At 31.0% G+C, this 25208-nt stretch carries 22 protein-coding genes and 1 riboswitch; all 22 genes read left to right on the top strand.

The annotated features are described in order from the left end of the window. Positions 1 to 15 precede the first annotated feature (15 nt). Positions 16 to 486, top strand: a complete 471-nt coding sequence (trmL, locus tag E0D94_RS10600; protein WP_130807536.1) for a tRNA (uridine(34)/cytosine(34)/5-carboxymethylaminomethyluridine(34)-2'-O)-methyltransferase TrmL — start codon at positions 16 to 18, stop codon at positions 484 to 486. Positions 487 to 587: 101 nt separating this feature from the next. After that, on the top strand, positions 588 to 2204 hold the full coding sequence (locus tag E0D94_RS10595; protein WP_207289754.1) for a Na/Pi cotransporter family protein: 1617 nt from the start codon (positions 588 to 590) through the stop codon (positions 2202 to 2204). A gap of 79 nt (positions 2205 to 2283) precedes the next feature. Then, on the top strand, positions 2284 to 3390 hold the full coding sequence (locus E0D94_RS10590) for a DUF362 domain-containing protein (protein WP_130807534.1): 1107 nt from the start codon (positions 2284 to 2286) through the stop codon (positions 3388 to 3390). A 102-nt stretch (positions 3391 to 3492) separates the two neighbouring features. After that, a riboswitch (glycine riboswitch) is annotated at positions 3493 to 3592 on the top strand. A gap of 150 nt (positions 3593 to 3742) precedes the next feature. Then, on the top strand, positions 3743 to 4114 hold the full coding sequence (locus E0D94_RS10585; RefSeq protein WP_130807533.1) for a GrdX family protein: 372 nt from the start codon (positions 3743 to 3745) through the stop codon (positions 4112 to 4114). Between the two features lie 74 nt (positions 4115 to 4188). Further along, positions 4189 to 5136 (top strand): thioredoxin-disulfide reductase, encoded by a 948-nt coding sequence (gene trxB / locus E0D94_RS10580; protein WP_130807532.1) that lies wholly within the window; start codon positions 4189 to 4191, stop codon positions 5134 to 5136. Positions 5137 to 5183: 47 nt separating this feature from the next. Then, positions 5184 to 5501 (top strand): thioredoxin TrxA, encoded by a 318-nt coding sequence (trxA, locus tag E0D94_RS10575; RefSeq protein WP_130807531.1) that lies wholly within the window; start codon positions 5184 to 5186, stop codon positions 5499 to 5501. Between the two features lie 54 nt (positions 5502 to 5555). Continuing rightward, positions 5556 to 6842 carry a glycine/sarcosine/betaine reductase component B subunit gene (locus tag E0D94_RS10570; RefSeq protein WP_130807530.1) on the top strand — a complete coding sequence of 429 codons (1287 nt, stop codon included), beginning with the start codon at positions 5556 to 5558 and terminating at the stop codon, positions 6840 to 6842. Between the two features lie 39 nt (positions 6843 to 6881). Then, a complete protein-coding gene (gene grdA / locus E0D94_RS10565; RefSeq protein WP_130807529.1) occupies positions 6882 to 7358 on the top strand; it encodes a glycine/sarcosine/betaine reductase complex selenoprotein A in 477 nt (158 codons plus the stop codon). Positions 7359 to 7393: 35 nt separating this feature from the next. Beyond that, positions 7394 to 8701 (top strand): glycine reductase complex selenoprotein B, encoded by a 1308-nt coding sequence (grdB, locus tag E0D94_RS10560; protein ID WP_130807528.1) that lies wholly within the window; start codon positions 7394 to 7396, stop codon positions 8699 to 8701. Between the two features lie 65 nt (positions 8702 to 8766). Next, complete coding sequence (gene grdC / locus E0D94_RS10555; RefSeq protein ID WP_130807527.1) at positions 8767 to 10302, top strand: glycine/sarcosine/betaine reductase complex component C subunit beta; 1536 nt, start codon at positions 8767 to 8769, stop codon at positions 10300 to 10302. A 14-nt stretch (positions 10303 to 10316) separates the two neighbouring features. Further along, the gene (gene grdD / locus E0D94_RS10550; protein WP_130807526.1) at positions 10317 to 11495 is read left to right on the top strand and encodes a glycine/sarcosine/betaine reductase complex component C subunit alpha; all 1179 of its coding nucleotides are present in this window, start codon (positions 10317 to 10319) and stop codon (positions 11493 to 11495) included. 173 nt (positions 11496 to 11668) lie between these two features. Then, entirely contained in the window at positions 11669 to 12730 is a 1062-nt protein-coding gene (locus tag E0D94_RS10545) for a BMP family lipoprotein (RefSeq protein WP_130807525.1), read from the top strand. 111 nt (positions 12731 to 12841) lie between these two features. Continuing rightward, positions 12842 to 14341: an ABC transporter ATP-binding protein gene (locus E0D94_RS10540; protein WP_130808223.1), complete on the top strand. Its 1500-nt coding sequence runs from the start codon at positions 12842 to 12844 to the stop codon at positions 14339 to 14341. Beyond that, positions 14331 to 15494 carry an ABC transporter permease gene (locus E0D94_RS10535; protein WP_130807524.1) on the top strand — a complete coding sequence of 388 codons (1164 nt, stop codon included), beginning with the start codon at positions 14331 to 14333 and terminating at the stop codon, positions 15492 to 15494. The genes E0D94_RS10540 and E0D94_RS10535 overlap by 11 nt, the downstream gene beginning before the upstream one ends. Then, on the top strand, positions 15484 to 16419 hold the full coding sequence (locus E0D94_RS10530) for an ABC transporter permease (protein WP_130807523.1): 936 nt from the start codon (positions 15484 to 15486) through the stop codon (positions 16417 to 16419). The genes E0D94_RS10535 and E0D94_RS10530 overlap by 11 nt, the downstream gene beginning before the upstream one ends. 140 nt (positions 16420 to 16559) lie before the next feature. Then, complete coding sequence (rpoN, locus tag E0D94_RS10525; RefSeq protein ID WP_130807522.1) at positions 16560 to 17939, top strand: RNA polymerase factor sigma-54; 1380 nt, start codon at positions 16560 to 16562, stop codon at positions 17937 to 17939. A gap of 157 nt (positions 17940 to 18096) precedes the next feature. Then, on the top strand, positions 18097 to 19122 hold the full coding sequence (locus E0D94_RS10520) for a sugar-binding transcriptional regulator (protein ID WP_130807521.1): 1026 nt from the start codon (positions 18097 to 18099) through the stop codon (positions 19120 to 19122). A 46-nt stretch (positions 19123 to 19168) separates the two neighbouring features. Then, positions 19169 to 20182: a type I glyceraldehyde-3-phosphate dehydrogenase gene (gap, locus tag E0D94_RS10515; protein ID WP_130807520.1), complete on the top strand. Its 1014-nt coding sequence runs from the start codon at positions 19169 to 19171 to the stop codon at positions 20180 to 20182. A 78-nt stretch (positions 20183 to 20260) separates the two neighbouring features. Next, positions 20261 to 21457 (top strand): phosphoglycerate kinase, encoded by a 1197-nt coding sequence (locus E0D94_RS10510; RefSeq protein ID WP_341274573.1) that lies wholly within the window; start codon positions 20261 to 20263, stop codon positions 21455 to 21457. Between the two features lie 12 nt (positions 21458 to 21469). Next, positions 21470 to 22216 (top strand): triose-phosphate isomerase, encoded by a 747-nt coding sequence (gene tpiA, locus E0D94_RS10505; RefSeq protein WP_130807518.1) that lies wholly within the window; start codon positions 21470 to 21472, stop codon positions 22214 to 22216. Positions 22217 to 22228: 12 nt separating this feature from the next. Next, positions 22229 to 23764: a 2,3-bisphosphoglycerate-independent phosphoglycerate mutase gene (gene gpmI, locus E0D94_RS10500; protein WP_130807517.1), complete on the top strand. Its 1536-nt coding sequence runs from the start codon at positions 22229 to 22231 to the stop codon at positions 23762 to 23764. Between the two features lie 27 nt (positions 23765 to 23791). Next, complete coding sequence (gene eno / locus E0D94_RS10495; RefSeq protein WP_130807516.1) at positions 23792 to 25081, top strand: phosphopyruvate hydratase; 1290 nt, start codon at positions 23792 to 23794, stop codon at positions 25079 to 25081. Positions 25082 to 25208: the final 127 nt, after the last annotated feature.

Here is a 25208-nt window from a genome sequence, read left to right as displayed (position 1 = left end):
TAAAGGAGATTAATTATGAGTATCAATATAGTTTTATTAGAACCAGAAATACCACAGAATACAGGAAATATAGCAAGAACATGTGCAGCTACAGGTTCAAAATTACATTTAATAAGACCACTTGGGTTTTCTTTAGAAAATAAATACCTTAAAAGAGCAGGTCTTGATTATTGGGATTTATTAGATATATATTATTATGATAGTTTTGAAGAGTTTAAGCAAAAAAATAATTCAAATAAGTTTTTTTATGCTACAACTAAATCTAGCAATTCTTATACTGATATGAGCTTTAGTAATGAATGTTATCTTATTTTTGGTAAAGAAACTAAAGGTATTCCTGAAGAAATATTAAATGAAAACAAGGAAAAAACTATGAGAATTCCTATGCTTAAAAATGAAAATGCAAGATCACTTAATTTATCTAATTCAGTAAATATAATCGTATACGAGGCATTAAGACAAATAAACTTTCCAAATATGATTTAAATTTCACATTCAGATTTAACATGGATTTAACATAACTCCATATATTTTATTGTATTATAGTACTTGTGCGTAAAATATTTAATTGATTAGGAGGATTGCGAATGAAGATTCTTATCGGTGTATTAGGAGGACTCGCCTTATTTTTATATGGTATGAATATGATGGGAATGGGACTTCAAAAAGTTGCCGGAGATAAAATGAAAAGTCTTATAAGTATACTTACTAAAAATCGTTTTATTGGAGTTTTTGTAGGAGCTTTAGTGACAATACTTATACAAAGTAGTAGTGCAACGACAGTAATGGTTGTAGGATTTGTAAATGCAGGAATCATGAATTTAAGTCAAGCAATAGGAATTATAATGGGTGCAAATATTGGTACAACATTTACTGCACAACTTATAGCATTTAAACTTACAGATATAGCTCCTCTTGTAATAACAATTGGGGTGGCAATATGGTTATTTACATCTACGAAAAAATATAAGGAAATAGCAGAGGTTTTAATAGGATTTTCTATACTTTTCATAGGTATGGATTTTATGAAAGAAGCATTATCTCCACTTCAAGAGTCTCAAGTATTTGTAGACATATTAAGTAATTTAGAAAACCCTATATTAGGTTTATTAGCAGGGTTTGGTTTAACAGTAGCAGTGCAAAGTAGTAGTGCTTCTATGGGGCTTTTACTTGCACTTGCAAGTCAAGATTTGATAACTTTAGAAATGGCTTTACCAATACTTTATGGTGAAAATATAGGAACATGTACAACAGCTTTACTATCAAGTATAGGAGCTAGCAAGACAGCTAAAAGAGCAGCAATTATGCATTTATTATTTAATATAATAGGAACATTATTATTTATGATTGTACTTCATATACCAATTGAATATATAGTAACAAATATCTCAGATGATCCACAAAGAAGAATAGCTAATGCGCATACAATATTTAATATTACAAATGTTTTAATTCAATTACCATTTGCAGGATTTATTGTAATGGCAGCTAAAAAATTAGTTCGTGGTGAAGATACAGAAGTAGTTGGATTAAAATATTTAGACTCTAGAATAATAGAGACACCTTCAATTGCTGTAGGAATGGCATCTAGAGAAGTTTTAAGAATGGGTAAAATAGTAAAAGAGAACTTAAACACTGCAAAAAAAGCATTTTATAATAATGATGAAAAATTAACTAGAAAAGTTTTTGAAGAAGAGAAAAGAATAAATCAATTAGAAAGAGATATCACAGAATATTTAGCTGAACTTACTAGAGCATCATTAACATATGAACAACATGGAACATTGACTACACTTTTAAACACTGTAAATGACTTAGAAAGAGTTGGTGATCATGCAGATAATATTGCAGAACTTGCTCAATATCGAATAGATAATAAAGTTAAATTGTCTGATAGTGCATTAGATGAGCTTCATAAGATGTTTGAAAATGTAGAAGATGCATTCGCATTATCCTTAACAGCATTTAAAACTGCTGATGAAAAAATGGCAAGAAGAGTTATAGAATATGAATCTGTAATTGATAAAATGGAACAAAATTACAGAGCAAACCATATAAAAAGATTAAATGATTTTACTTGTAATCCTACATCGGGAATTGTATTCTTAGATACAATAAGTAATTTAGAAAGAATTTCAGATCATTCTTCTAATGTAGCTTTATCAATAATTGATGCAATAGAAAATAAAGAAGTAAAACAATGATAAAAGAGCCTAGTATAGGTTCTTTTTTTATAATATAATAGAATAAAAGAAATAATAAATTTTAATGGGGGTTAAATTTATGGAAAGTAAAGTTTACTTTGTGGATTTTAAGGCAGATAAAGAACAAGATAATATTCATAATAAGTTAAAGAGATTGTTTGATAAAGCAGGAATAAAAGAAATATTAAATAAACAAGATATTACAGCAATTAAAGTTCATTTTGGGGAAAAAGGAAGACATGCTTATTTACATCCAACATTTGCAAGGCAAATTGTAGATAAAGTAAAAGAATATGGAGCAAGTCCATTTTTAACTGATACAAACACTCTTTATACTGGTAGTAGAACAAATAGTGTAGTACATATAAAAACTGCCATTGAAAATGGATTTGCATATTCAGTAGTAAATGCACCAATTATAATAGCTGATGGATTGTATAGTAAAAATTCTATTGATGTAGAAATAAAACAGAAAAATTGTAAAACAGCAAAAATTGCGGGAGATATTTATAATGCAAATTCTATGATTGTATTAAGTCATGTAAAAGGACATGGGATGGCAGGATTTGGAGGAACTATAAAGAATTTAGCTATGGGATGTGCTTCTGCAAGTGGTAAACAAATTCAACATTCAGATGCAAAACCATCTGTATCAAAAGATAGATGTATATCTTGTGGTATATGCTCTAGAAATTGTCCAGTAGATGCTATAGATATAGAGGAGAAGGCGAACATTCAACATGACATTTGTATTGGATGTGGAGAGTGTACTACAGTTTGTCCTACAAGGGCTATAGAAGTTAAGTGGGAGACTGACTCTGATGTTTTTTTAGAAAAAATGGCTGAATATGCATATGGGGCTGTAAAAAACAAAAAAGAAAAGGTGGCTTATTTTAACTTTATTATGAATGTAACTCCATTATGTGATTGTGTACCGTGGAATGATGTACCTATAGTAAATGATATAGGAATACTTGCATCATTTGATCCAGTTGCAATTGATAAAGCAAGTATTGATCTTATAGATAAAGCTATAGGGAATAGAGATAGTAAGCTTTCTCATAATCACATTAATGGTGATGATAAATTTAAATCAATACATAATGTAGATGGTAAAAAAATATTAAATTATTGTGAACAAATAGGACTAGGTAGCTTAAATTACGAGTTAATAAAAATCAGGTAGATAATTTTTTAACAAAAACATAAAAAAACTTATAAAAAGTATTGTATTATCTATAACAATATATTATAATGTAATTGAATTAAAGAATTGAATATTTGCCAAATGAAAATTGCGGAAGAGATCAGATATTGGCGCCGAAGGGGTAAGCTACAGAAAGCCAAACTGTAGTGAAACTTTCAGGCAAAAGGACCGTTTTTGGATGGCACTCTGAAAAGCGAAAGCACCGAAGGAGCAACTCCTTATTTAAGGAAGAATCTCTCAGGTCAAGAACAGAGCATAGGCACCTTGAGTGCTTATGCTCTTTTTTAATACTTTTTTAAAAAACCTTTTCCTAAGGTTGAGGAGTGAAAAAATGACAGAGTATATAATAACTAATAATCCCTTAGTACATAAAAGATATAATGAAAAGTTCAAAGTAGATTATTTGAAAATATCATATATAGAAGTCTTAGAATATGTACGAGATAAAATACATTTAGGACATAAGTTATTAACACATCCGTTATCAGGTAGTATCAAGCCTAATGAGACACCATATAAGTCAGTTATAATATCTAAAGAAACTAATACATTAGATATAGAGTCATTAATGGTGATAGAAGACTCTATAGTTACAGCAGATAAATTTATAAATAAAATTGGAAATAGAAAGTATGATGAAAATTCTTTAGAAGATTTTAAGGTTGTAGATTTATCATTAATAGGTAATTGTATTAAGAAATAATAAAAATTGTTTAAAAATCCTTGTGTTAAGGTATAATTTACAATGAGGACTATATTATAAAAGGAGTTGGAACAATGAATAAAATTTACGATGTAATTATAATTGGTGCAGGACCAGCTGGTCTTTCTGCAGGATTATATGCAGGAAGAGCAAAACTTGATACTTTAATATTAGAAAAAGAAAAGGCTGGAGGACAAATTGTAACTACTGAAGAGTTAGAAAACTATCCAGGTTCTATTGAAGATCCTACAGGACCTAAATTAGTTGCTAGAATGGTAGAACAAGTAGATAGCTTTGATGTGGAAAGAAAAATTGATGAAATTACAGAAATAGATTTAGAAAAAGAAATAAAAGTAGTTAAAGGAAGTAAAGATGAATATCAAGCTAGAGCTGTAATAATAGCAGCAGGAGCTAAACCGAGACTTTTAGGAGCACCAGGAGAGAAAGAGTTTACTGGTAAAGGTGTTTCTTATTGTGCTACATGTGACGCAGCATTTTTTGAGGACTTTGATGTATATGTGATTGGTGGAGGAGATACAGCAGTTGAAGAATCACTATTTATATCTAAATTTGCTAGAAAAGTAACTATAGTTCATAGAAGAGATGAACTTAGAGCTGCAAAATCAATTCAAGAAAAAGCATTTAAAAATGACAAAATAGATTTTATTTGGGATACTGAAGTAAAAGAGATAAAAGGTGATGGTATTGTTGAATCAATGATACTTAGAAATAGAAAGACAGGTGAAGAAACTGAAGTAGTTGCAAATGAAGATGATGGTACATTTGGAATATTTGTATTAGTAGGATATCTTCCTCAAAGTGATTTATTTAAAAATGTAATTGATATGGATGACAGAGGTTACCTATTAGGTGATGAAAATATGCATACAAATATTGATGGAGTTTTTGTAGCTGGAGATATAAGACAAAAATCTCTTAGACAAGTAGTAACTGCTACATCAGATGGTGCAATTGCAGCAATTCAAGCTGAAAAGTATATTGGAGAAAATTTTGAGGAATAATATTTCTCATTATTTAATAAAGACCTATTTAAAAGGAGGGTGTAAAAATGTTAGAGGTAGATAAAAAAACATTTGAAGAAGAGGTTTTGGAAGCAGACGGTTATGTATTAGTAGACTTTTGGGGTAAGAGTTGTGAACCTTGTAAGGCACTTATGCCACATATTGAAGAATTAGAAGAAAAATATGCTGATAAAATCAAGTTTGTAAAACTTGATACGTCTTCAGCTAGAAGACTTGCTATAAAACAAAAAGTATTAGGTCTTCCTACAGTGACTATTTATAAAGATGGAGAAAAGAAAGATGAGCTTACTAAGGAAGATGCTAAGCCACAAAAAATTGAAGAAATGATAAAAAAATATATATAAATTTTCTAAGACTATTAAATAGTCTTAGCCAAACAAAAAGAGGAGGTGAAATGTATGCGCCTGGAATTAGGTAATATCCATATTAAGGATGTTCAATTTGGAGAAGAAACAAAGGTTGATAATGGCGTACTTTATGTAAATGAGGATGAACTTAAGAATCTATTATTAGAGGATGAGAACATTACTGATATTAACATAGAGATGGCTAGACCAGGTGAAAGCATTAGAATTACACCCGTAAAGGATGTAATTGAACCTAGAGTTAAGGTAGAAGGTTCTGGAGGAATTTATCCAGGAGTATTATCAAAGGTAGGTACAGTGGGTTCAGGAAGAACTCATGTCTTAAAGGGAGCAGCAGTAGTAACAACTGGTAAAATAGTTGCTTTTCAAGAAGGTATTATAGACATGAAAGGACCTGGAGCTGAGTATACACCTTTTTCTAAGTTAAATAATGTTGTTATTTCTATTGATGTTAAAGAAGATCTAAAACAACATGAGCACGAAAAAGCACTTAGAATGGTAGGACTTAAAGCTTCTAAATACTTAGGAGAAGCTGGTAAAGATGTTGAACCAGATGAGGTTAATGAGTATGAAACTTTACCACTTTTAAAAAGTGTAGAGAAGTATCCTGACCTTCCAAAAGTTGCATATGTACAAATGCTTCAAAGTCAAGGTTTAATGCATGATACATATGTATACGGTGTAGATGCAAAGCAAACTCTTTCTACAATGATTTATCCAACAGAGATAATGGATGGAGCAATAATTAGTGGGAATTGTGTTTCTGCTTGTGACAAAAATACAACTTATCACCACTTAAATAATCCAGTAATTCATGATTTGTTTGAAAAACATGGAAAAGAAATAAATTTTGTTGGAATGATTATAACAAATGAGAATGTTTATCTTGCAGATAAAGAAAGATCATCTGATTGGTCAGCTAAATTAGCAGAATATCTAGGATTAGATGGAGTAATTATTTCTCAAGAAGGTTTTGGTAATCCAGATACAGACTTAATTATGAACTGTAAGAAGATTGAAGATAAAAATATTGACACTGTAATAATAACAGATGAGTATGCAGGTCGTGACGGAGCAAGTCAATCTCTTGCTGATGCAGATCCTAAAGCTGATGCTGTTGTAACAGGTGGAAATGCAAATGAAACTATTGAATTACCACCAATGGATAAAGTTATAGGTCATGTTAATGTAGTAGATACTATTGCTGGTGGATTTGATGGAAGTCTTAAAGAAGATGGTAGTATATTTGTAGAAATACAAGCAATAACTGGTGCTACTAATGAATTAGGATTTAACAAGTTAACTAGTAAAGGATATTAATATAAAAAATATAATTCACAAATAGAAAGGATGTTAAAGATGAGCTTATATGATGGCAAAAAAGTTGTTATCATAGGGGACAGAGATGGAATTCCTGGTCCTGCTATGGAAGAATGCCTAAAATCAACAGAAGCGGAAGTTGTGTTCTCATCAACTGAGTGTTTTGTCTGAACTGCCGCAGGAGCAATGGACTTAGAAAATCAAAAGAGGGTTAAAGATATTACTGAAAAACACGGTGCAGAAAATGTAATCGTAGTTTTAGGTGCTGCTGAAGCAGAAGCTGCAGGATTAGCTGCAGAAACTGTAACAGCTGGAGACCCTACATTTGCTGGTCCATTAGCAGGAGTCCAGTTAGGACTTAGAGTTTATCATGCTGTAGAACCACAATTCAAAAATGAAGTAGATGAAGAAGTATATGAAGACCAAATAGGTATGATGGAAATGGTTCTTGAAGTAGATGAAATAATTGAAGAAATGAAAGATATAAGAGAAGAATTTTGTAAATTTGATGACTAATAAATACACCCGAAAAATTCGAGAGGGGGGAAATAATGAGTAAATTAAAAGTAGTTCATTACATTAACCAGTTTTTTGCTGGTATTGGTGGTGAAGAAAAAGCAGATTATAAACCAGAAGTAAGAGAAGAAGTAGTAGGTCCTGGTATGGAACTTGCTAAAAAATTAGGTGATGAAGCTGAAATAGTAGCTACTATAATATGTGGTGACTCATATTTCAATGAAAATTTAGAGGAAGCAAAATCTGAAGTTTTAGATATGGTAAAGAAGTATGATCCAGATTTATTCGTTGCAGGTCCTGCTTTTAATGCAGGTAGATATGGAGTAGCATGTGGTACTATAACTGCTGCTGTAAAAGAAAACTTAAATATTCCTGTATTAACTGGAATGTATGAAGAGAACCCTGGTGCAGATATGTTTAAGAAGGATGTATATATAGTAAAAACTAAAAATAGTGCAGCAGGTATGAGAAAAGCAATCAAGACAATGGCACCTTTAGCTTTAAAACTTGCTAAAGGAGAAGAAGTAGGTTCTCCAAAAGAAGAAGGTTATATGCCAAGAGGTATTAGGAAAAATTATTTCGCTGATGAGAGAGGATCAAAAAGAGCTGTAGATATGCTCATCAAGAAGTTAAATAATAAAGAATTTGAAACAGAATATCCTATGCCAAGTTTTGATAGAGTAGATCCAAATCCAGCAGTTAAGGATATTACTAAGGCTAAAATAGCATTAGTTACTTCTGGAGGTATAGTACCAAAAGGAAATCCTGATCATATAGAATCATCAAGTGCATCAAAGTACGGTAAATATGATATAGATGGTGTGCAAGATTTAACATCTGAAACATATGAAACTGCACATGGTGGGTATGATCCTGTTTATGCTAATGAAGATTCAGATAGAGTACTTCCAGTAGATGTATTGAGAGATTTAGAAAAAGAAGGAAAAATCGGAGAACTTCATAGATATTTCTATACAACTACAGGGAATGGTACAGCAGTTGCAAGTGCTAAAGCCTTTGCAGAAGAATTTTCAAAAGAACTTCTAGCTGATGGTGTAGATGCAGTTATATTAACTTCTACCTGAGGCACCTGTACACGTTGCGGTGCAACAATGGTAAAAGAAATTGAAAGAGCAGGACTACCAGTAGTTCATATATGTACAGTAGTTCCTATTTCATTAACAGTTGGAGCAAACAGAATTGTTCCTGCAGTTGCAATACCTCATCCACTTGGAAACCCAAGTTTAGAAAGCAATGATGAGAAAGCACTTAGAAGAGATTTAGTTGAAAGATCATTAAAAGCTTTAGAAACTGAAGTAGATGGACAAAAAGTATTTGAATAAAAATTAGGGTGATAGAAATATCACCCTTTTTAAAAATCAATAAAATTTATGGAGGTGAATATAATATGTCATTTTCAGTAATAAAAGGTACAGGTTATGTATTAGTTCATACACCAGATATGATAATGCATAATGGTACTACTCAAACTACAGAAAGACATGTTAATCCAGATTCAGATTATTTAAAAAAGGTTCCAAGTCACTTAAGGAGCTACGATGAAGTTGTAAGTTATCCAGCAAATCAAACTTATATAGGAAACATGACTCCAGAAGAATTAAGAGGTTATAAATTACCTTGGTTTGACAAAAAAGTTGACAATGCAGATAGATATGGAAAATTTGGAGAAATAATGCCGCAAGATGAATTTTTAGGTCTAATGAAAATAGTTGACGTATTTGATCTTGTTTTGCTTGAAAACTCTTTTACAGATGATGTAAGAGGAAAATTAGTTAAACATCCTCTTATAACAGATGAACTAATTAACAAATTAAAAGCTGGTGAAGAAAAAGCTACAATAGAAAAAGAAATAAATGAAAATCATGCTGAAGCTTTATACAATAATGGTGAGATTATAGGTTGTGTTAAAAGAGCTCATGATATAGATACGAACTTAAATGCACATGTAATACTTGAGAACTTGGTAGTAAAAGCATCAGGAGTACTATCAATGTTAAACTTGTTAAATAAAAATGAAATCAATCCTGAAGATATAGATTATGTTGTAGAATGTTCTGAAGAAGCATGTGGTGACATGAATCAAAGAGGTGGAGGAAACTTTGCAAAAGCAATTGCAGAAGTAGCAGGATGTGTAAATGCTACAGGTTCAGACACAAGAGGATTCTGTGCAGCACCAACACATGCTTTAATAGAGGCTGCAGCACTTGTTCAATCAGGTGTATATGATAATGTTGTAATTGTAGCGGGTGGAGCTACTGCAAAGCTTGGTATGAATGGTAAAGATCATGTTAAAAAGGATATGCCTATATTAGAAGATGTCTTAGGTGGATTTGCAATACTTATAAGTAAAAATGATGGAGTTAACCCTATTATTAGAACAGACTTAGTAGGAAGACATACAGTAGGAACAGGTTCTTCTCCACAAGCAGTTATAACTTCATTAATTACGAATCCTTTAGACAAAGGTGATTTAAAAATTACAGATATAGATAAATATTCTGTAGAAATGCAAAATCCTGATATTACAAAACCAGCAGGTGCAGGAGATGTACCAACTTCAAATTACAAAATGATAGCGGCGTTAGGTGTTAAGAGAAAAGAATTAGAAAAGAAAGATTTAATGAACTTTGTAAACGATCATGGTATACCAGGTTGGGCTCCAACTCAAGGACATATTCCATCAGGAGTACCTTATGTTGGATTTGCAAGAGATGAAATGTTAGATGGAAATATGAACAAAGCTATGATAGTAGGAAAAGGAAGTTTATTCTTAGGTAGAATGACAAATCTTTTTGATGGTGTATCTGTTGTAATAGAAAAGAATAGTGGTACAGTTGATGAGAAATCTTCAGTATCTGAAGAACAAATAAGAGGCATGGTAGCAGAAGCTATGAAAGATTTTGCAGCACACCTATTAAAATAGTAGGGGGTGAAAAAATGAGTGAAGAAAATGTAAAAAAAATGATAGGGAAAGTATTTGATGATATTGCAAATGCAATTGAAACAGGTGACTTTTCTGATAAGGTTAGCATAGGAATAACTTTAATGGGAAGTGAACATGGTATAGAAAATATTTTAAAAGGTGCAGAACTTGCATCTGAAAATTCTTCTTTTGAAGTTATATTAATAGGACCTGAAGTAGATACTAAATTAAAAGTAGTAAAGGCTGAAACAGAAGAAGAACAACATAAAGAAATGGAAAGATTATTAGATGAAGGAATTATACAAGGTGCTGTAACTATGCATTATAATTTCCCAATAGGAGTGTCTACAGTAGGTAGAGTTGTAACTCCAGGCATGGGCAAAGAAATGTATATAGCTACCACAACAGGTACTTCTTCACCTCATAGAGTAGAAGCTATGGTTAAAAATGGCCTAAATGGTATTATAACTGCTAAATCTATGGGAGTAGAAAGTCCTACTATTGGAATATTAAATGTAGATGGAGCAAGACAAGTTGAAAGAGCATTAAAAGAATTAAATTCTAATGGATATAATATTAATTTTGCAGAGAGTATGAGATCAGATGGCGGAGCAGTAATGAGAGGAAATGATTTACTTACTGGTACTCCAGATGTTATGATAGCAGATAGTTTAACTGGAAATCTTCTTATGAAGATATTCTCTTCTTTTAATACAGGAGGAAGCTATGAAGCTTTAGGTTATGGATATGGACCTGGAATAGGAGAAGGATATAAGAGAAATATTCTTATACTTTCAAGAGCTTCAGGAGTACCAGTTGTATCCAATGCTATTAAATATGCAGCACAACTTGCAAAGGGAAATGTATTAGATGTATCTCAAAAAGAATATAAAGATGCGAAAAAAGCTAAATTTGAAGATATATTAAAGGGCTTAACTAAAGAAAAGAAAAAAAGTGATGATTCAGAAGAAATAACTCAACCTGAAAAAGAAGTAGTTACAGGGTCAATTTCAGGTATAGATATTATGGAACTTGAAGATGCTGTACAAGAGTTATGGAAAAATAGTATTTATGCAGAAAGTGGAATGGGTTGTACTGGACCTATTGTAATGGTAAATGAATCTAAGCTTTCTAATGCTATAGAAATTCTCAAAAAAGCAGGTTATGCTACAGAAGAATCAGATCCTTGTTAAACCCCAAATTTTTCTTGGGGTTTTTTTTATATTATGCTATAATTAAATAGGAAAAGCATTTCACAAATTTGTTAAATTCTCTTAATAAAAGAGGAGATATGGAACTTGTGTCGAACTTATAAATTTGGGACTAAAGTTCTATATAAACATCAAGTAAAATGAGGAGGGTATTTATGTTAAAGAAAATTTTATCTTTAATGCTAGTATTTACATTAGTCTTCACAGTAGTAGTTGGTTGTAGTACACCAGGTACTGATGATGACAATAACGAAGGAACTGACAGTGGTTCTGAAGGAACAGAAAGTGATCTTAAAATGGCAATGGTAACTGATGTAGGTGGTATTAGTGATGCATCATTTAACCAATCTGCTTGGGAAGGTCACCAACAAGTAGAAGAAGAAATGGGTATTACAGTATCATATAAAGAATCAAGCAAAGATTCTGATTATGGTCCAAACCTTGAAACTCTACTAGATGAAGGAAATGACCTTATTTGGGGTATAGGATATAAAATGGCAGATGCAATAGCAGAAGCAGCTGAAAAAAATCCAGATCAAAAATATGCAATAGTTGACTCTGCATATGAAGATACTCCAGAAAATGTTGTTGGAGTATTATTCCAAGATGAGCAAAGTTCATTTTTAGTTGGATATATAGCCGGAAAAATGACTGAATCTAACAAAGTAGGTTTTGTTGGAGGTATAGAAGGTGCTGTTATATCTAGATTTGAAAATGGATTTAAAGCTGGTGTGGAATATGCTAATCCAGATGCAGAAGTATTAGTTCAATATGCTGAGTCATTTACTGATGCAGCTAAAGGAAAAGCTATAGCTAATTCAATGTATCAAGATGATGCTGACATAGTATTCCATGCAGCAGGTGGAGTAGGTGATGGAGTTATAGAAGCAGCTAAAGAACAAGATAAATGGGCAATAGGTGTAGATAGAGACCAAAACGATTTAGCACCAGATAATGTTCTTACTTCAGCTATGAAGCGTATAGATCAAGCTGTTATTAATATAGCAGAGTCTCTTGAAAGTGATAATTTCCCTGGAGGAGAAACTATCAGATATAGTTTAGAAGATGGTGGAGTTGGAATTGCTCCTACATCAGATAAAAATGTTCCAGAAGATATATTAAATGAAGTTGAAGATGTTAAACAAAAAATCATTGATGGAGAAGTTGAAGTACCATATGATGATGACACATATGAAGAATGGGAATCAAGTAAATAAATTCTAAACAAATAAATACTATTAGCTCGGGCAAGTGCCTGAGCTTTTAGGTATTTTAGAATAGGAGGAAAAATATTGAGCAACATTGATTTTAATCATAAAGTTGTAGAGATGAAAAATATAACTAAGAAATTTGGAAATTTCACAGCAAATGATAATATAAATCTTACTGTTCATAAAGGTGAAGTTCATGCTCTACTTGGAGAAAATGGTGCAGGGAAAACTACTCTTATGAATATATTATATGGGCTTTATAAGCAAACTTCAGGTGATATATATATAAGAGAAGAAAAGATAGATATATCTGACCCTAATGTTGCAATTGGAAAAGGAATAGGTATGGTTCATCAACATTTTATGCTTGTTCAACCATTTACAGTTACTGAAAATATCATTCTAGGAATGGAAACCTTAAAAGGGATCAGCTTAGATATGGAAAAAGCAAGAAAAGATGTAAAGGAATTGTCAGATAAATATGGTCTGTATGTAGATCCAGATGCTAAAATAGAAGATATATCTGTAGGAATGCAACAAAGAGTTGAGATATTAAAGGCTTTATATAGAGGAGCAGAAATACTTATATTGGATGAACCAACGGCAGTATTAACACCTCAAGAAATTGTTGATTTAATGGAAATAATAAGAGGGTTAACAGAACAAGGAAAAACTATAATCATAATTACACATAAATTAAAAGAAATAAAAATGATAGCAGATTATTGTACTATAATAAGAAGAGGGAAACATATTGATACTGTAGAAGTGTCTAAAACATCTCAAGATGATCTAGCATCTAAAATGGTAGGTAGAGAAGTTAATTTCAACGTAGATAAAGAAGATAGAGAGCCTGGAGATGTTACTTTAAAAATAGAAGACTTAGTGGTAAAAGACAATAGAGATATAAATGCTGTAGATGGATTATCACTTGAATTGCGTACTGGAGAAATTCTAGGTCTTGCAGGAATAGACGGGAATGGACAATCTGAATTAATTGAAGCTTTAAATGGTCTAAGAAAAGTAGAGTCAGGAAAGATATTTATAAATGGAAAGGATGTAACAAATAAATCTCCTAAGGAGATATTTGATAATAAAATTGCAATAATACCAGAAGATAGGCAAAAAAGAGGATTAGTATTAGATTTTACTATGGCAGAAAATATGGTTTTAGAAAATTATAACAAGAAACCATTTTCAAAAAATGGAGTTCTTAGTTATGAAAATATAGAAAAATTTGCAAAAGATTTAATTAAAAAATTTGATGTAAGACCTGAAAATGAAAAAATAAAAGCGAAATCTTTATCAGGAGGAAATCAACAAAAAGTAATTATCGCAAGGGAAGTTACGAATAATCCTGATGTATTAATAGCAGCACAACCTACAAGAGGTCTAGATGTAGGAGCCATAGAATATGTGCATAAATCATTAGTAAATCAAAGAGATAATGGAAAAGCAGTATTATTGGTTTCTTTAGAATTGGATGAAGTATTAAATGTATCAGATAGAATAGCAGTAATATACGAAGGTAAAATAGTTGGAGTAATTGATGCTAAAGATGCAGATGAAAACAAATTAGGTCTTATGATGGCAGGAGGTGGAACAGATGGCAGATAAGGATAAAAACATAAAAAAAGATAATAAATACTCTGTTAAAGAAAGATTGTTTTCAAGTGGATTAACATTTACGCTTTTATCTATTTTAGTAGGATTTTTAATAGGAGCAGTAGTACTTTTAATTGCTGGATTTAACCCATTGTATGCTTATAGAATAATAATAGAAGGTATATTTAGTAGAACAAAATATATTTCTTATGCCATCATATATTCCACACCTCTAATAATTACAGGACTTTCTGTAACATTTGCATTTAGAACAGGATTGTTTAATATAGGAGCAGAAGGACAATTTATAATAGGTTCACTTGTAGCAGGATTAATAGGACATTTTTTAGAGTTGCCTTTAGTTTTACATGTAATTGTAATTTTGATAGGAGCAGCATTAGCTGCTGGATTATGGGGTGGTATTGCAGGATTTTTAAAGGCAAAATTTGGAGTACATGAGGTTATAGCAACAATAATGCTTAACTGGATTGCACTATATTTAAATAATTATATTATAATGAAACCTTTCTTTAGAAGACCAGAAAGTGAGACATCAAAAGAGATATTGGATAGTGCAAGTATTACATTTGTTGAAAATTGGAAATATAGTGATGCAGGAAGAGAATGGTTAAGTGGACACCCTTATTTAAAAGATTTTTTATCAGCTCCTGCAAATGCTGGAATTATTTTTGCTATAATTTTAGCTATAATGGTATGGTATGTTTTAAATAAGACAACATTAGGATATGAACTTCGTGCTGTAGGATATAATAAATTTGCAGCAGAATACGGTGGAATTAAAGTTAAAAAAAGTATCGTTACATCAATGGTAATTGCTGGGGCTATTGCAGGATTAGCTGGAGCTATACAAGTAATGGGTGTAACTAAAAGTGTAATAGTATTGCCACTTATGGAAGGCTATGGCTTTGATGGAATAGCTGTATCTCTTATAGCAGGAAATATGGCAATAGGGAATATTTTTTCAGGATTATTATTTGGAGCACTTAAATATGGTGGACCTAAAATACAACCACCGTTAGGAGCACCATCTGAAGTAATTGACATAATGATAGGAACTATAGTGTTCTTTATAGCTATACCAAAAATATTTAAGATGGTAATGGAAATAAAGAATAGGAAACGAGGTGAAAAAAATGCTAGGTGATTTAGGATTTATAATAGGAACTTCACTTATGTATGCAGCACCACTTTTATTTACAGCTTTAGGTGGAGTCATGTCAGAAAACTCTGGAGTGGTTAATATAGGTCTTGAAGGAATGATGGCAGTAGGTGCATTTACAGGAGCAGCAGTAGGATATTTCTCGGGAAATCCATGGCTTGCTTTTATTCTTGCAGGACTAGCTGCTGGAGTATTTGGTTTACTTCATGCAATAGCTTCAGTTACATTCCATGCAGAGCAAGTGGTATCAGGTATTGCAATTAACTTTTTAGGTCCTGGTATTGCATTATTTATGAGTAGATTGTTATTTAATAACTCTACAATGACTAAATCAATAGATTTTTCTGCTAAGATGCCAAGACCATTAAATGGAGTGTTTGAATCAAATTCCTTTTTAGACTTAGTATTTAATCAATACGCTACTGTTTATATGGCTTTTATATTAGTTTTTATAGTTTGGTTTACACTATATAAGACAAAATTAGGGTTAAGGATAAGAGCTGTTGGAGAACATCCGGCGGCAGCAGATACACTAGGAGTTAGTGTAACTAAGATAAGATATCTATCTGTAATATTATCAGGTGTATTTGCAGGATTTGGAGGAGCTGCTATGAGTATTGCAGTTGTTTCTAACTTTAGACCTACATTAATATCTGGTCAAGGGTTTATAGCACTTGCTGCAGTAATATTTGGTAAATGGAAGCCACAAGGTGCTATGTGGGCATGTTTATTATTTGGAGCAGCTCAAGGACTGACCGTTTATTTAGGCGGTTCAGCTGTAATAAATGTTTCTTCACAATTATTAGCAATGCTTCCTTATTTATTAACATTAATGATTCTTACAGGATTTGTAGGTAGAGCAACAGCTCCAGCTGCAAATGGTGAACCTTATCAAAAAGGTGAAAGATAAAAGCGATCATATGATCGCTTTTTTTATTAATCTTTATTAGCTTTAATATGTTTAACTTTAAGTAATCGTTTATTTTTGGTATAATGTAAATATATAAACATATATTTATACTATAGATAAAAAAGGTTGGGGTGAAATATATGAGGATGGGATTTGATTTATCATTACAACAGACTCAAAAACTAGTTATGACTCCAGAGTTAAGACAGGCTATTAAGCTATTACAATTTAATAGCTATGAGCTCAATGAATATTTAGAAACTCAAATGGAATCTAATCCTTTAATAGAAAGAGAATTAAAAAAAGATAATAAAGAAACTCAAGAAGACGTTTCTATAGATCAAAAAGAGGATATTGACTGGAAAGAATATTCAAATCAATATGATGATATTAGTTATAAAAAAGTCAATAGAAATAAAGATGAATATAATTATGAAAACTTTATAACGAAAGAGGAGTCTTTAAAAGAACATTTATCTTTGCAATTAGATTTAACTTTTTCAGAAGGTATAGATAAATTAATTGCATCAATTTTAATTGAAAATATAGATAGTAATGGTTATATTAGCACTTCTTTAGAAGATATTTCATCATATCTAAATATAAGTACAAAAAAGATAGAAGATATTTTATATCTTATTCAAACATTTGAACCAATAGGTGTAGGGGCAAGAGATATAAAAGAATGTTTAAAAATTCAATTAAAAAATAAAAAATTAGATGATCCTGACATTATATCTATAATAAATAATCATTTGGAAGATGTAGGGGCAAACAGGTTAGGAAAAATATCAAAAACAATTGGTATAAGTATAAAAAGAGTTCAGTATCTTTGTGATATAATTAAAACTCTTGAACCTAAACCTGGTCGAGGATTTCCAAGTGATGATGATGATATAAAATATGTTAAACCAGATGTAGTATTAGAGGAAGTTGATGGAGAATATATAATAAGAGTAAATGATACCACAGCACCAAGATTAATTATAAATGATTTTTATAAAAATATGTTAAATAACAAAGAAAATAATGATGCTTCTAAGTTCATTAATCATAAATTAAATTCTGCTATGTGGCTTATTAAAAGCATAGAACAGAGAAGAATGACCATATTTAAAGTAGTTACTTCTATTGTGAAATATCAAAAAGATTTTTTCAAAAAGGGACAGAAATTTTTAAAACCTTTAACTTTAAGAGAGATAGCAGATGATATAGAAATGCATGAATCTACAGTAAGTAGAGCAACGAATGGCAAGTATATTCAAACTCCTAGAGGACTATTTGAATTAAAATATTTTTTTTCTAGTGGCATAAAAGCAAGTGATGGGAATGTAGCTTCTACAGGTGTTAAATCAATAATAAAAGAATTAGTAGAGAATGAAAATTCTAAAAAACCTTTAAGTGATCAAAAAATAGCTGATACACTTAAACAAAAAGAAATAAATATCTCTAGACGAACTGTAGCTAAATATAGAGATGAGCTAAATATTCCATCATCATCAAAAAGAAGAAGATACTAGAAAATATAAATTTTCTATATCTTTCTTTTTTTCCTTGAATTTTTTTGACTTTTAAATTATAATGAAGTTGAAGGCAATATTTTTTTACGCAATGTGGGACCAATAACAACATACGGGACACGTTGAGTCCCAGATAATCAATTTAGGAGTGTAAACTATGAAAGATATAATTAATCTGCAAAAAAAAATTATGCCTGAAATGATAGAATTGCTCAATAAGAGGTATAATATACTAAGAACTGTTTATTATAACTCTCCTATTGGAAGAAGAACCTTAGCTAATTCATTAGGAATAGGAGAAAGGGCAATTAGAACAGAAGTTGACATTCTAAAAAAGCAAGGATTATTAGAAGTTAAATCTATGGGTATGAATGTTACAGAAGTAGGCATAAATATAATAGATGATTTAAAAGAATTCATTTATGAATTGAGAGATTTATCAATTCTAGAAGAGAAATTGAAAAAAATATTGGATTTAAAAAATATTTATGTAGTGCCAGGCGATTTTGATAATGATCAATATATATTATCTGATATTGGAAAAGAAGCTTCAAAACACATATTAAATACAATAAATGATAATAATATATTAGGAATCACTGGTGGAACTACTATGGCAGAAGTTGCAAATAATATGCCTAATGTTCATAATCTAAAAGATATATTAGTTTTACCAGCAAGAGGTGGAATTGGTAAGGATCTAAAAACTCAATCTAATAATATTGCAGCTAAAATAGCAGAAAAGTTGAATGGTAGTTATAAATTATTACATATACCAGACAATATTGGAAAAGAAGCATTAGATACTCTTATGAAATTTGATGAAATAAAATCTTTGATAGATTCTATAAAAAAAATAGATATATTAGTATTTGGAATTGGTAGAGCAGATACTATGGCTGAAAGAAGAAATTTATCTGAAGATATCATAGATTCACTTAAAACAAACAAAGCTGTATCAGAGGCATTTGGATATTATTTTGATACTTTCGGAAATATAGTGAGAGAATCAAACACTGTAGGTCTTAATTTAAAAGATTTCAAAAGAATCAAAAATGTAATAGGAATTGCAGCAGGAGCAAAAAAAGCAGAAGCAATACTTGCAATTACAGCCTTAAGAAATGACTTAACTTTAATAGTTGACGAAGGTGCAGCGAGAGCAATACTTAAAAAAGTTAAATAATTAAATTTAAATATAAAATATAAAAAAATAAGAGGAGGAATTATTAATGACTATGAAAGTAGCAATTAATGGTTTTGGTAGAATAGGAAGAAATGTATTGAGGGCAGCATTAGAAAATAATGTTGAGGAATTAGAATTTGTTGCAGTTAATAACTCAGGTAAGGTTGAAGATTTAGCACATTTGTTTAAATATGATTCACTTTTTGGAAAATTTGAAGGAGAAGTGAAAGCAGAAGATGACTATATAGTAATTGATGGTAAAAAAATAAAGAAATTAAATGAAAGAGATCCTGAAAAATTACCATGGAAAGAACTTGGAGTAGATTTAGTAATTGAATCAACAGGAGTATTCAGAGATAGAGAAGGCGCAGAAAAGCATATTAAAGCAGGAGCTAAAAAAGTATTAATTTCTGCTCCAGCAAAAGACGAAGATATTACTATAGTAATGGGTGTAAATGAAAAAGATTATGACAAAGATAATCATAACATTATTTCAAATGCATCTTGTACTACAAACTGTTTAGCACCTTTCTCAAAAGTTATATTAGATAAATTTGGTATTAAAAGTGGACTTATGACAACAGTTCATGCATATACTAATGACCAAAGAATACTAGATGGAACGCATAAAGACTTAAGAAGAGCAAGAGCAGCAGCAGAAAGTATAATTCCAACAACAACAGGAGCAGCAAAAGCTGTAGGATTAGTTATTCCTGAACTTAAAGGTATAGTTAATGGTATGGCAATGAGAGTACCAACACCAACTGTTTCAGTAGTTGATATAGTATTTGAATTAGAAAATAGTGCAACAGCTGAAGAAGTAAACAAAGCATTAAAAGAAGCAGCAGAAGGAGAATTAAAAGGAATATTAGCTTACTCTGATGAACCATTAGTATCTATGGATTATAGAAAAGATCCTAACTCATCAATTATAGATGGATTATCTACTATGACAGTAGGAGATAATTTAGTTAAAGTTGTATCTTGGTATGATAATGAGTGGGGTTATTCTTCAAGAGTAGTAGACTTAGCTAAACTTATAGCAGAAAAAGGACTTTAATAAAAATAACAACCGGTTATATAGATTCTATATAACCGGTTTCACTAGTAAGCATTAATGAATATTAAAGGAGTGAATTTGATGCAAAATAAGAAGACAATAGAAGATTTAGATATAAGAGGTAAAAGAGTATTAGTTAGATGTGACTTTAATGTTCCAATGGACGAAAATAGAAATATAACAGATGATAGAAGGATAAAAAGTGCGCTTCCTACTATTGAGTATATATTAGAAAATGATGGAAAAGTTGTACTTATGTCTCACTTAGGTAGACCAAAAGGTGAACCTAAGAAGGAATTTAGTTTAGAACCAGTTGCAAAAAGACTTGCAGATTTATTAGGAAGAGAAGTTATATTTGCAGAAGATGATGAAGTTGTAGGGGAAAGTGCAAAAAAAGCAGTAAGTGAAATGGAAATTGGAGATGTAGTATTACTTCAAAATACTAGATTCAGAAAAGAAGAAAAGAAAAATGAAGAAGAATTTGCTAAAAGCTTAGCATCATTAGGCGATATTTTTGTAAATGATGCTTTTGGAACAGCACATAGAGCTCATGCATCAAATGTAGGAGTTTCAAAACACTTACCTTCTGCAATTGGATACTTAGTAAAACGTGAATTAGATGTTATGGCTGGTGCAATTTCAAATCCAGAAAGACCTTTTCTTGCAATACTTGGAGGAGCAAAAGTAACTGATAAAATTGGAGTAATAGAAAATTTATTAGATAAAGTAGATTCTTTAATAATAGGTGGAGGAATGTCTTATACGTTTTTAAATGCACAAGGACATGAAGTAGGTACATCTTTATTAGAGAAAGATAAAGTGAATTTAGCAAAAGAATTAATGGAAAAAGCAGAACAAAAAAATGTAAAACTTTTATTGCCTGTAGATATAGTTATAACAAAAGAATTTAAAAATGACTCAGAATATAAAACTGTAAATATTGATAGCATACCAAAAGATATGATGGGACTTGATATAGGAGAAAAAACTAGAGATTTATTTTCTGAGGAAATAAAAAATTCTAAAACTGTAATATGGAATGGTCCAATGGGCGTATTTGAAATGGAGAATTTTGCAAAGGGAACTAATAGAATAGCAGAAGCCATGGCTGAATCTGATGCTACAACTATAATAGGTGGTGGAGATAGTGCAGCAGCTGTAGAAAAAACAGGATTAAATGATAAAATGACTCATATCTCTACTGGTGGTGGAGCATCACTTGAACTTTTTGAAGGGAAAAAATTACCAGGAATTGAAGCTATAGAAGATAAATAGGGGGAATATAAAGTGAGAAAACCAATAATTGCTGGAAACTGGAAAATGAACAAAACAATATCTGAAGGTGTTGATTTTGTAAAACAAATTAAACATCTTGGAGATAATACTGATGTGGAAGTTGTGGTATGTGTACCATTTGTATCACTTGAAAGTATTAAAAAAGAGCTTAAAGGTAGTAATGTAAAATTAGGCTCACAAAATATTCATTGGGAAGAAAATGGTGCTTATACAGGTGAAATATCACCTTTGATGTTAAAAGAAATTGGTATAGATTATGCTATCATAGGTCATTCAGAAAGAAGACAATACTTTGGAGACACAGATGAAACAGTAAATAAAAAAGTGAAAACAAGTTTAGCTCATGATATAAAACCTATTGTATGTGTTGGTGAGACATTAGAAGAAAGAGAAAATAATACTGCAGAAGAAAAAGTTAAAGTTCAAATAACTAAAGCATTAGATGGAATAAGTGAAAAAGAAATGTCAGATATAGTTTTAGCTTATGAGCCTATTTGGGCAATAGGTACAGGTAAAACTGCTTCTAGTGAAGATGCAAATGAGATGATAGCTTTTATAAGAGATATAATTAAGGAAAAATATGATGAGGAAATATCAGAAACTGTAAGGATTCAATATGGTGGTAGTGTTAAACCTCAAAATGTCACTGAAATTATGAATCAACCTGATATTGATGGAGCATTAGTAGGAGGAGCAAGTCTTAAAAAAGATGACTTCACTGAACTTGTAAGGTTTTAAAGGAGGACAACAATGAAAGAAAAATTAGCAGCAATAGTTATATTAGATGGTTGGGGACTTGGTAATAAATATGAAGGAAATGCAACTTTTCTAGCAAACACCCCTAATTTTGATAAATTGAAAAAATCTAATCCATATACAGAATTAATAGCTAGTGGTGAATCAGTAGGTCTACCTGAAGGACAGATGGGGAATTCAGAAGTAGGTCATTTGAATATAGGAGCAGGAAGAATTATTTATCAAGAATTTACAAGAATAAATAAATCTATTAAAGATGGAGATTTTTTTGATAAAGAAGAATTTAATGAAGCTATAGATCATGCTAAAGAAAATAATAGAAATCTTCATTTGTTTGGTTTATTTTCTCATGGTGGAGTTCATAGTCATAGTTCTCATTTATATGCTCTATTAGAGTTAGCAGCAAAGAAAAACTTTAAAGGTGTTTATATTCATGCATTTTTAGATGGTAGAGATGTACCACCTAAAAGTGGATTATCAGATATAAAAGAATTAGAAGAAAAGATTAAGGAAATTGGAGTAGGTAAAATTGCTACAATTTCAGGACGTTATTATGCAATGGATAGAGATAAAAGATGGGATAGAACAGAGAAGGCATATAATGCAATTGTTTTAGGTAAAGGATTAGAAGCAAATAATGCAGAATCTGCAATACAAAACTCATATGATGAAGATGTTACAGATGAATTTGTAGTTCCTACTGTCATAAAAGAAAATGATAAGCCAGTTGTTACAGTAGAAGATGGAGATTCAATTATTTTCTTTAATTTTAGACCTGATAGAGCAAGACAATTAACTAGAGCATTTGTTGATCAAGAATTTGAAGGTTTTAATAGAGAAGAAAAAGTAGATACTGAATATATAACTATGACTCAATATGACAAAACAATAGAAAATGTAAAAGTTGCTTTTAAGCCACAACAATATAAAAATACATTAGGCGAATATATAAGTAGCTTAGGAAAAAAACAACTTAGAATAGCAGAGACTGAGAAATATGCACATGTTACATTTTTCTTTAATGGAGGAGTAGAGCAACCGAATATTGATGAAGATAGAGTTTTAATTCCTTCTCCAAAGGTATCAACATATGACCTTCAACCTGAAATGAGTGCAGAACAAGTAAAAGATAAAGCTATTGAAAATTTAAATAAAAATGATTATAGTCTTATGGTATTAAACTTTGCAAATCCTGACATGGTAGGCCATACTGGTGATATTGATGCAGCAGTAAAAGCAGTTGAAACCGTTGATAAATATTTAGGAGAAGTAGTGAATGAATTAGAGAAGTTAGGAGCAAGTGTTCTTATAACTGCAGATCATGGGAATGCAGAGCAAATGAGAGATGAAGAAACTGGAGCAGTATTAACAGCACATACTACAAATAAAGTGCCATGTATAATATTTGGTGAAGGCGATGTAAAATTAAGAGAAGATGGAATATTAGCAGATATATCACCTACAATATTAGATATGTTAAGTTTAGATAAGCCTAATGAAATGACAGGTGAATCTTTGATCTTAAAATAAATAACAAATTTAGGGAGGAAATACAATATGGATATGATAGTAGATATTAATGCAAGAGAAATATTAGATTCAAGAGGTAATCCAACAGTTGAAGTTGAGGTAGCAACTGAAAGTGGAGCATATGGAAGAGCAGCAGTTCCATCTGGAGCATCTACTGGTGCATTTGAAGCAGTAGAATTAAGAGATGGAGATAAAGACAGATACTTAGGAAAAGGTGTTACAAAAGCTGTTGAAAATGTAAATGAATTAATTGCTCCAGAACTTATAGGATTTGATATAACAGATCAAGTTGGAGTAGACATGACAATGATCGATTTAGATGGAACAGATAATAAGGGGAAATTAGGTGCTAATGCAATTCTAGGTGTATCAATGGCAGTAGCAAGAGCTGCAGCAGATTCATTAGGACTTGAATTATTCCAATACTTAGGTGGTGTAAATGGAAAAACATTACCAGTTCCTATGATGAATATTTTAAATGGTGGAGAACACGCTGATAATAATGTTGATATTCAAGAATTTATGGTAATGCCAGTAGGTGCTAAATCATTCAAAGAAGGACTTAGAATGGGAGCAGAAATATTCCATAGTCTTAAAGCAGTACTAAAATCAAAAGGTCTTAATACTGCAGTAGGTGATGAAGGTGGATTTGCTCCAAACTTATCATCAAACGAAGAAGCTTTATCAACAATAGTAGAAGCTATAGAAAAAGCAGGATATAAGCCTTATGATGAAGTGAGATTAGCTCTTGATGTGGCAGCAACTGAAATATATGATAAAGAAAAGAAAGTATACACATTAGCAGCAGAAGGAAAGACATTGACTTCTGAAGAAATGATAGACTTTTACAGTAATCTAATAGAAAAATATCCTATAATTTCAATTGAAGATGGATTAGATGAAGAAGATTGGGATGGATGGAAACTGATGACAGAAAGATTAGGTAAGAAGATACAAATAGTAGGTGATGACTTATTTGTAACTAACACTAATAGACTGTCTAAAGGGATAAAAGAAAATGCAGCTAATTCTATTCTTATTAAATTAAACCAAATAGGTACTATAACTGAGACTTTAGATGCTATAGAAATGGCAAAAAGAGCAGGATACACTGCTGTTATTTCTCATAGATCAGGAGAAACATCAGATAATACAATAGCTGATTTAGTGGTTGCTACTAATGCTGGTCAAATTAAAACAGGTGCACCTTCAAGATCTGATAGAGTTTCAAAATACAATCAATTATTAAGACTTGAAGAATATTTATCTGGTACTTCAAAGTATGATGGAATAGATGCATTCTATAATTTAAAATAAAAAAATGCTAAAAACAATATGAAAAAGTTTCATAAATGATAAGGATAAAATTATCCTTATCATTTATGTGTTTATAATGATTATTTGATTGCTTTTATGGCAAAGCTATGTTAAAATAGGTTTGTTA

The organism is Senegalia massiliensis, assembly GCF_900626135.1.
GTDB lineage: Bacteria > Bacillota > Clostridia > Tissierellales > SIT17 > Anaeromonas > Anaeromonas massiliensis.
This window is presented reverse-complemented; position numbering and strand designations above follow the sequence as displayed.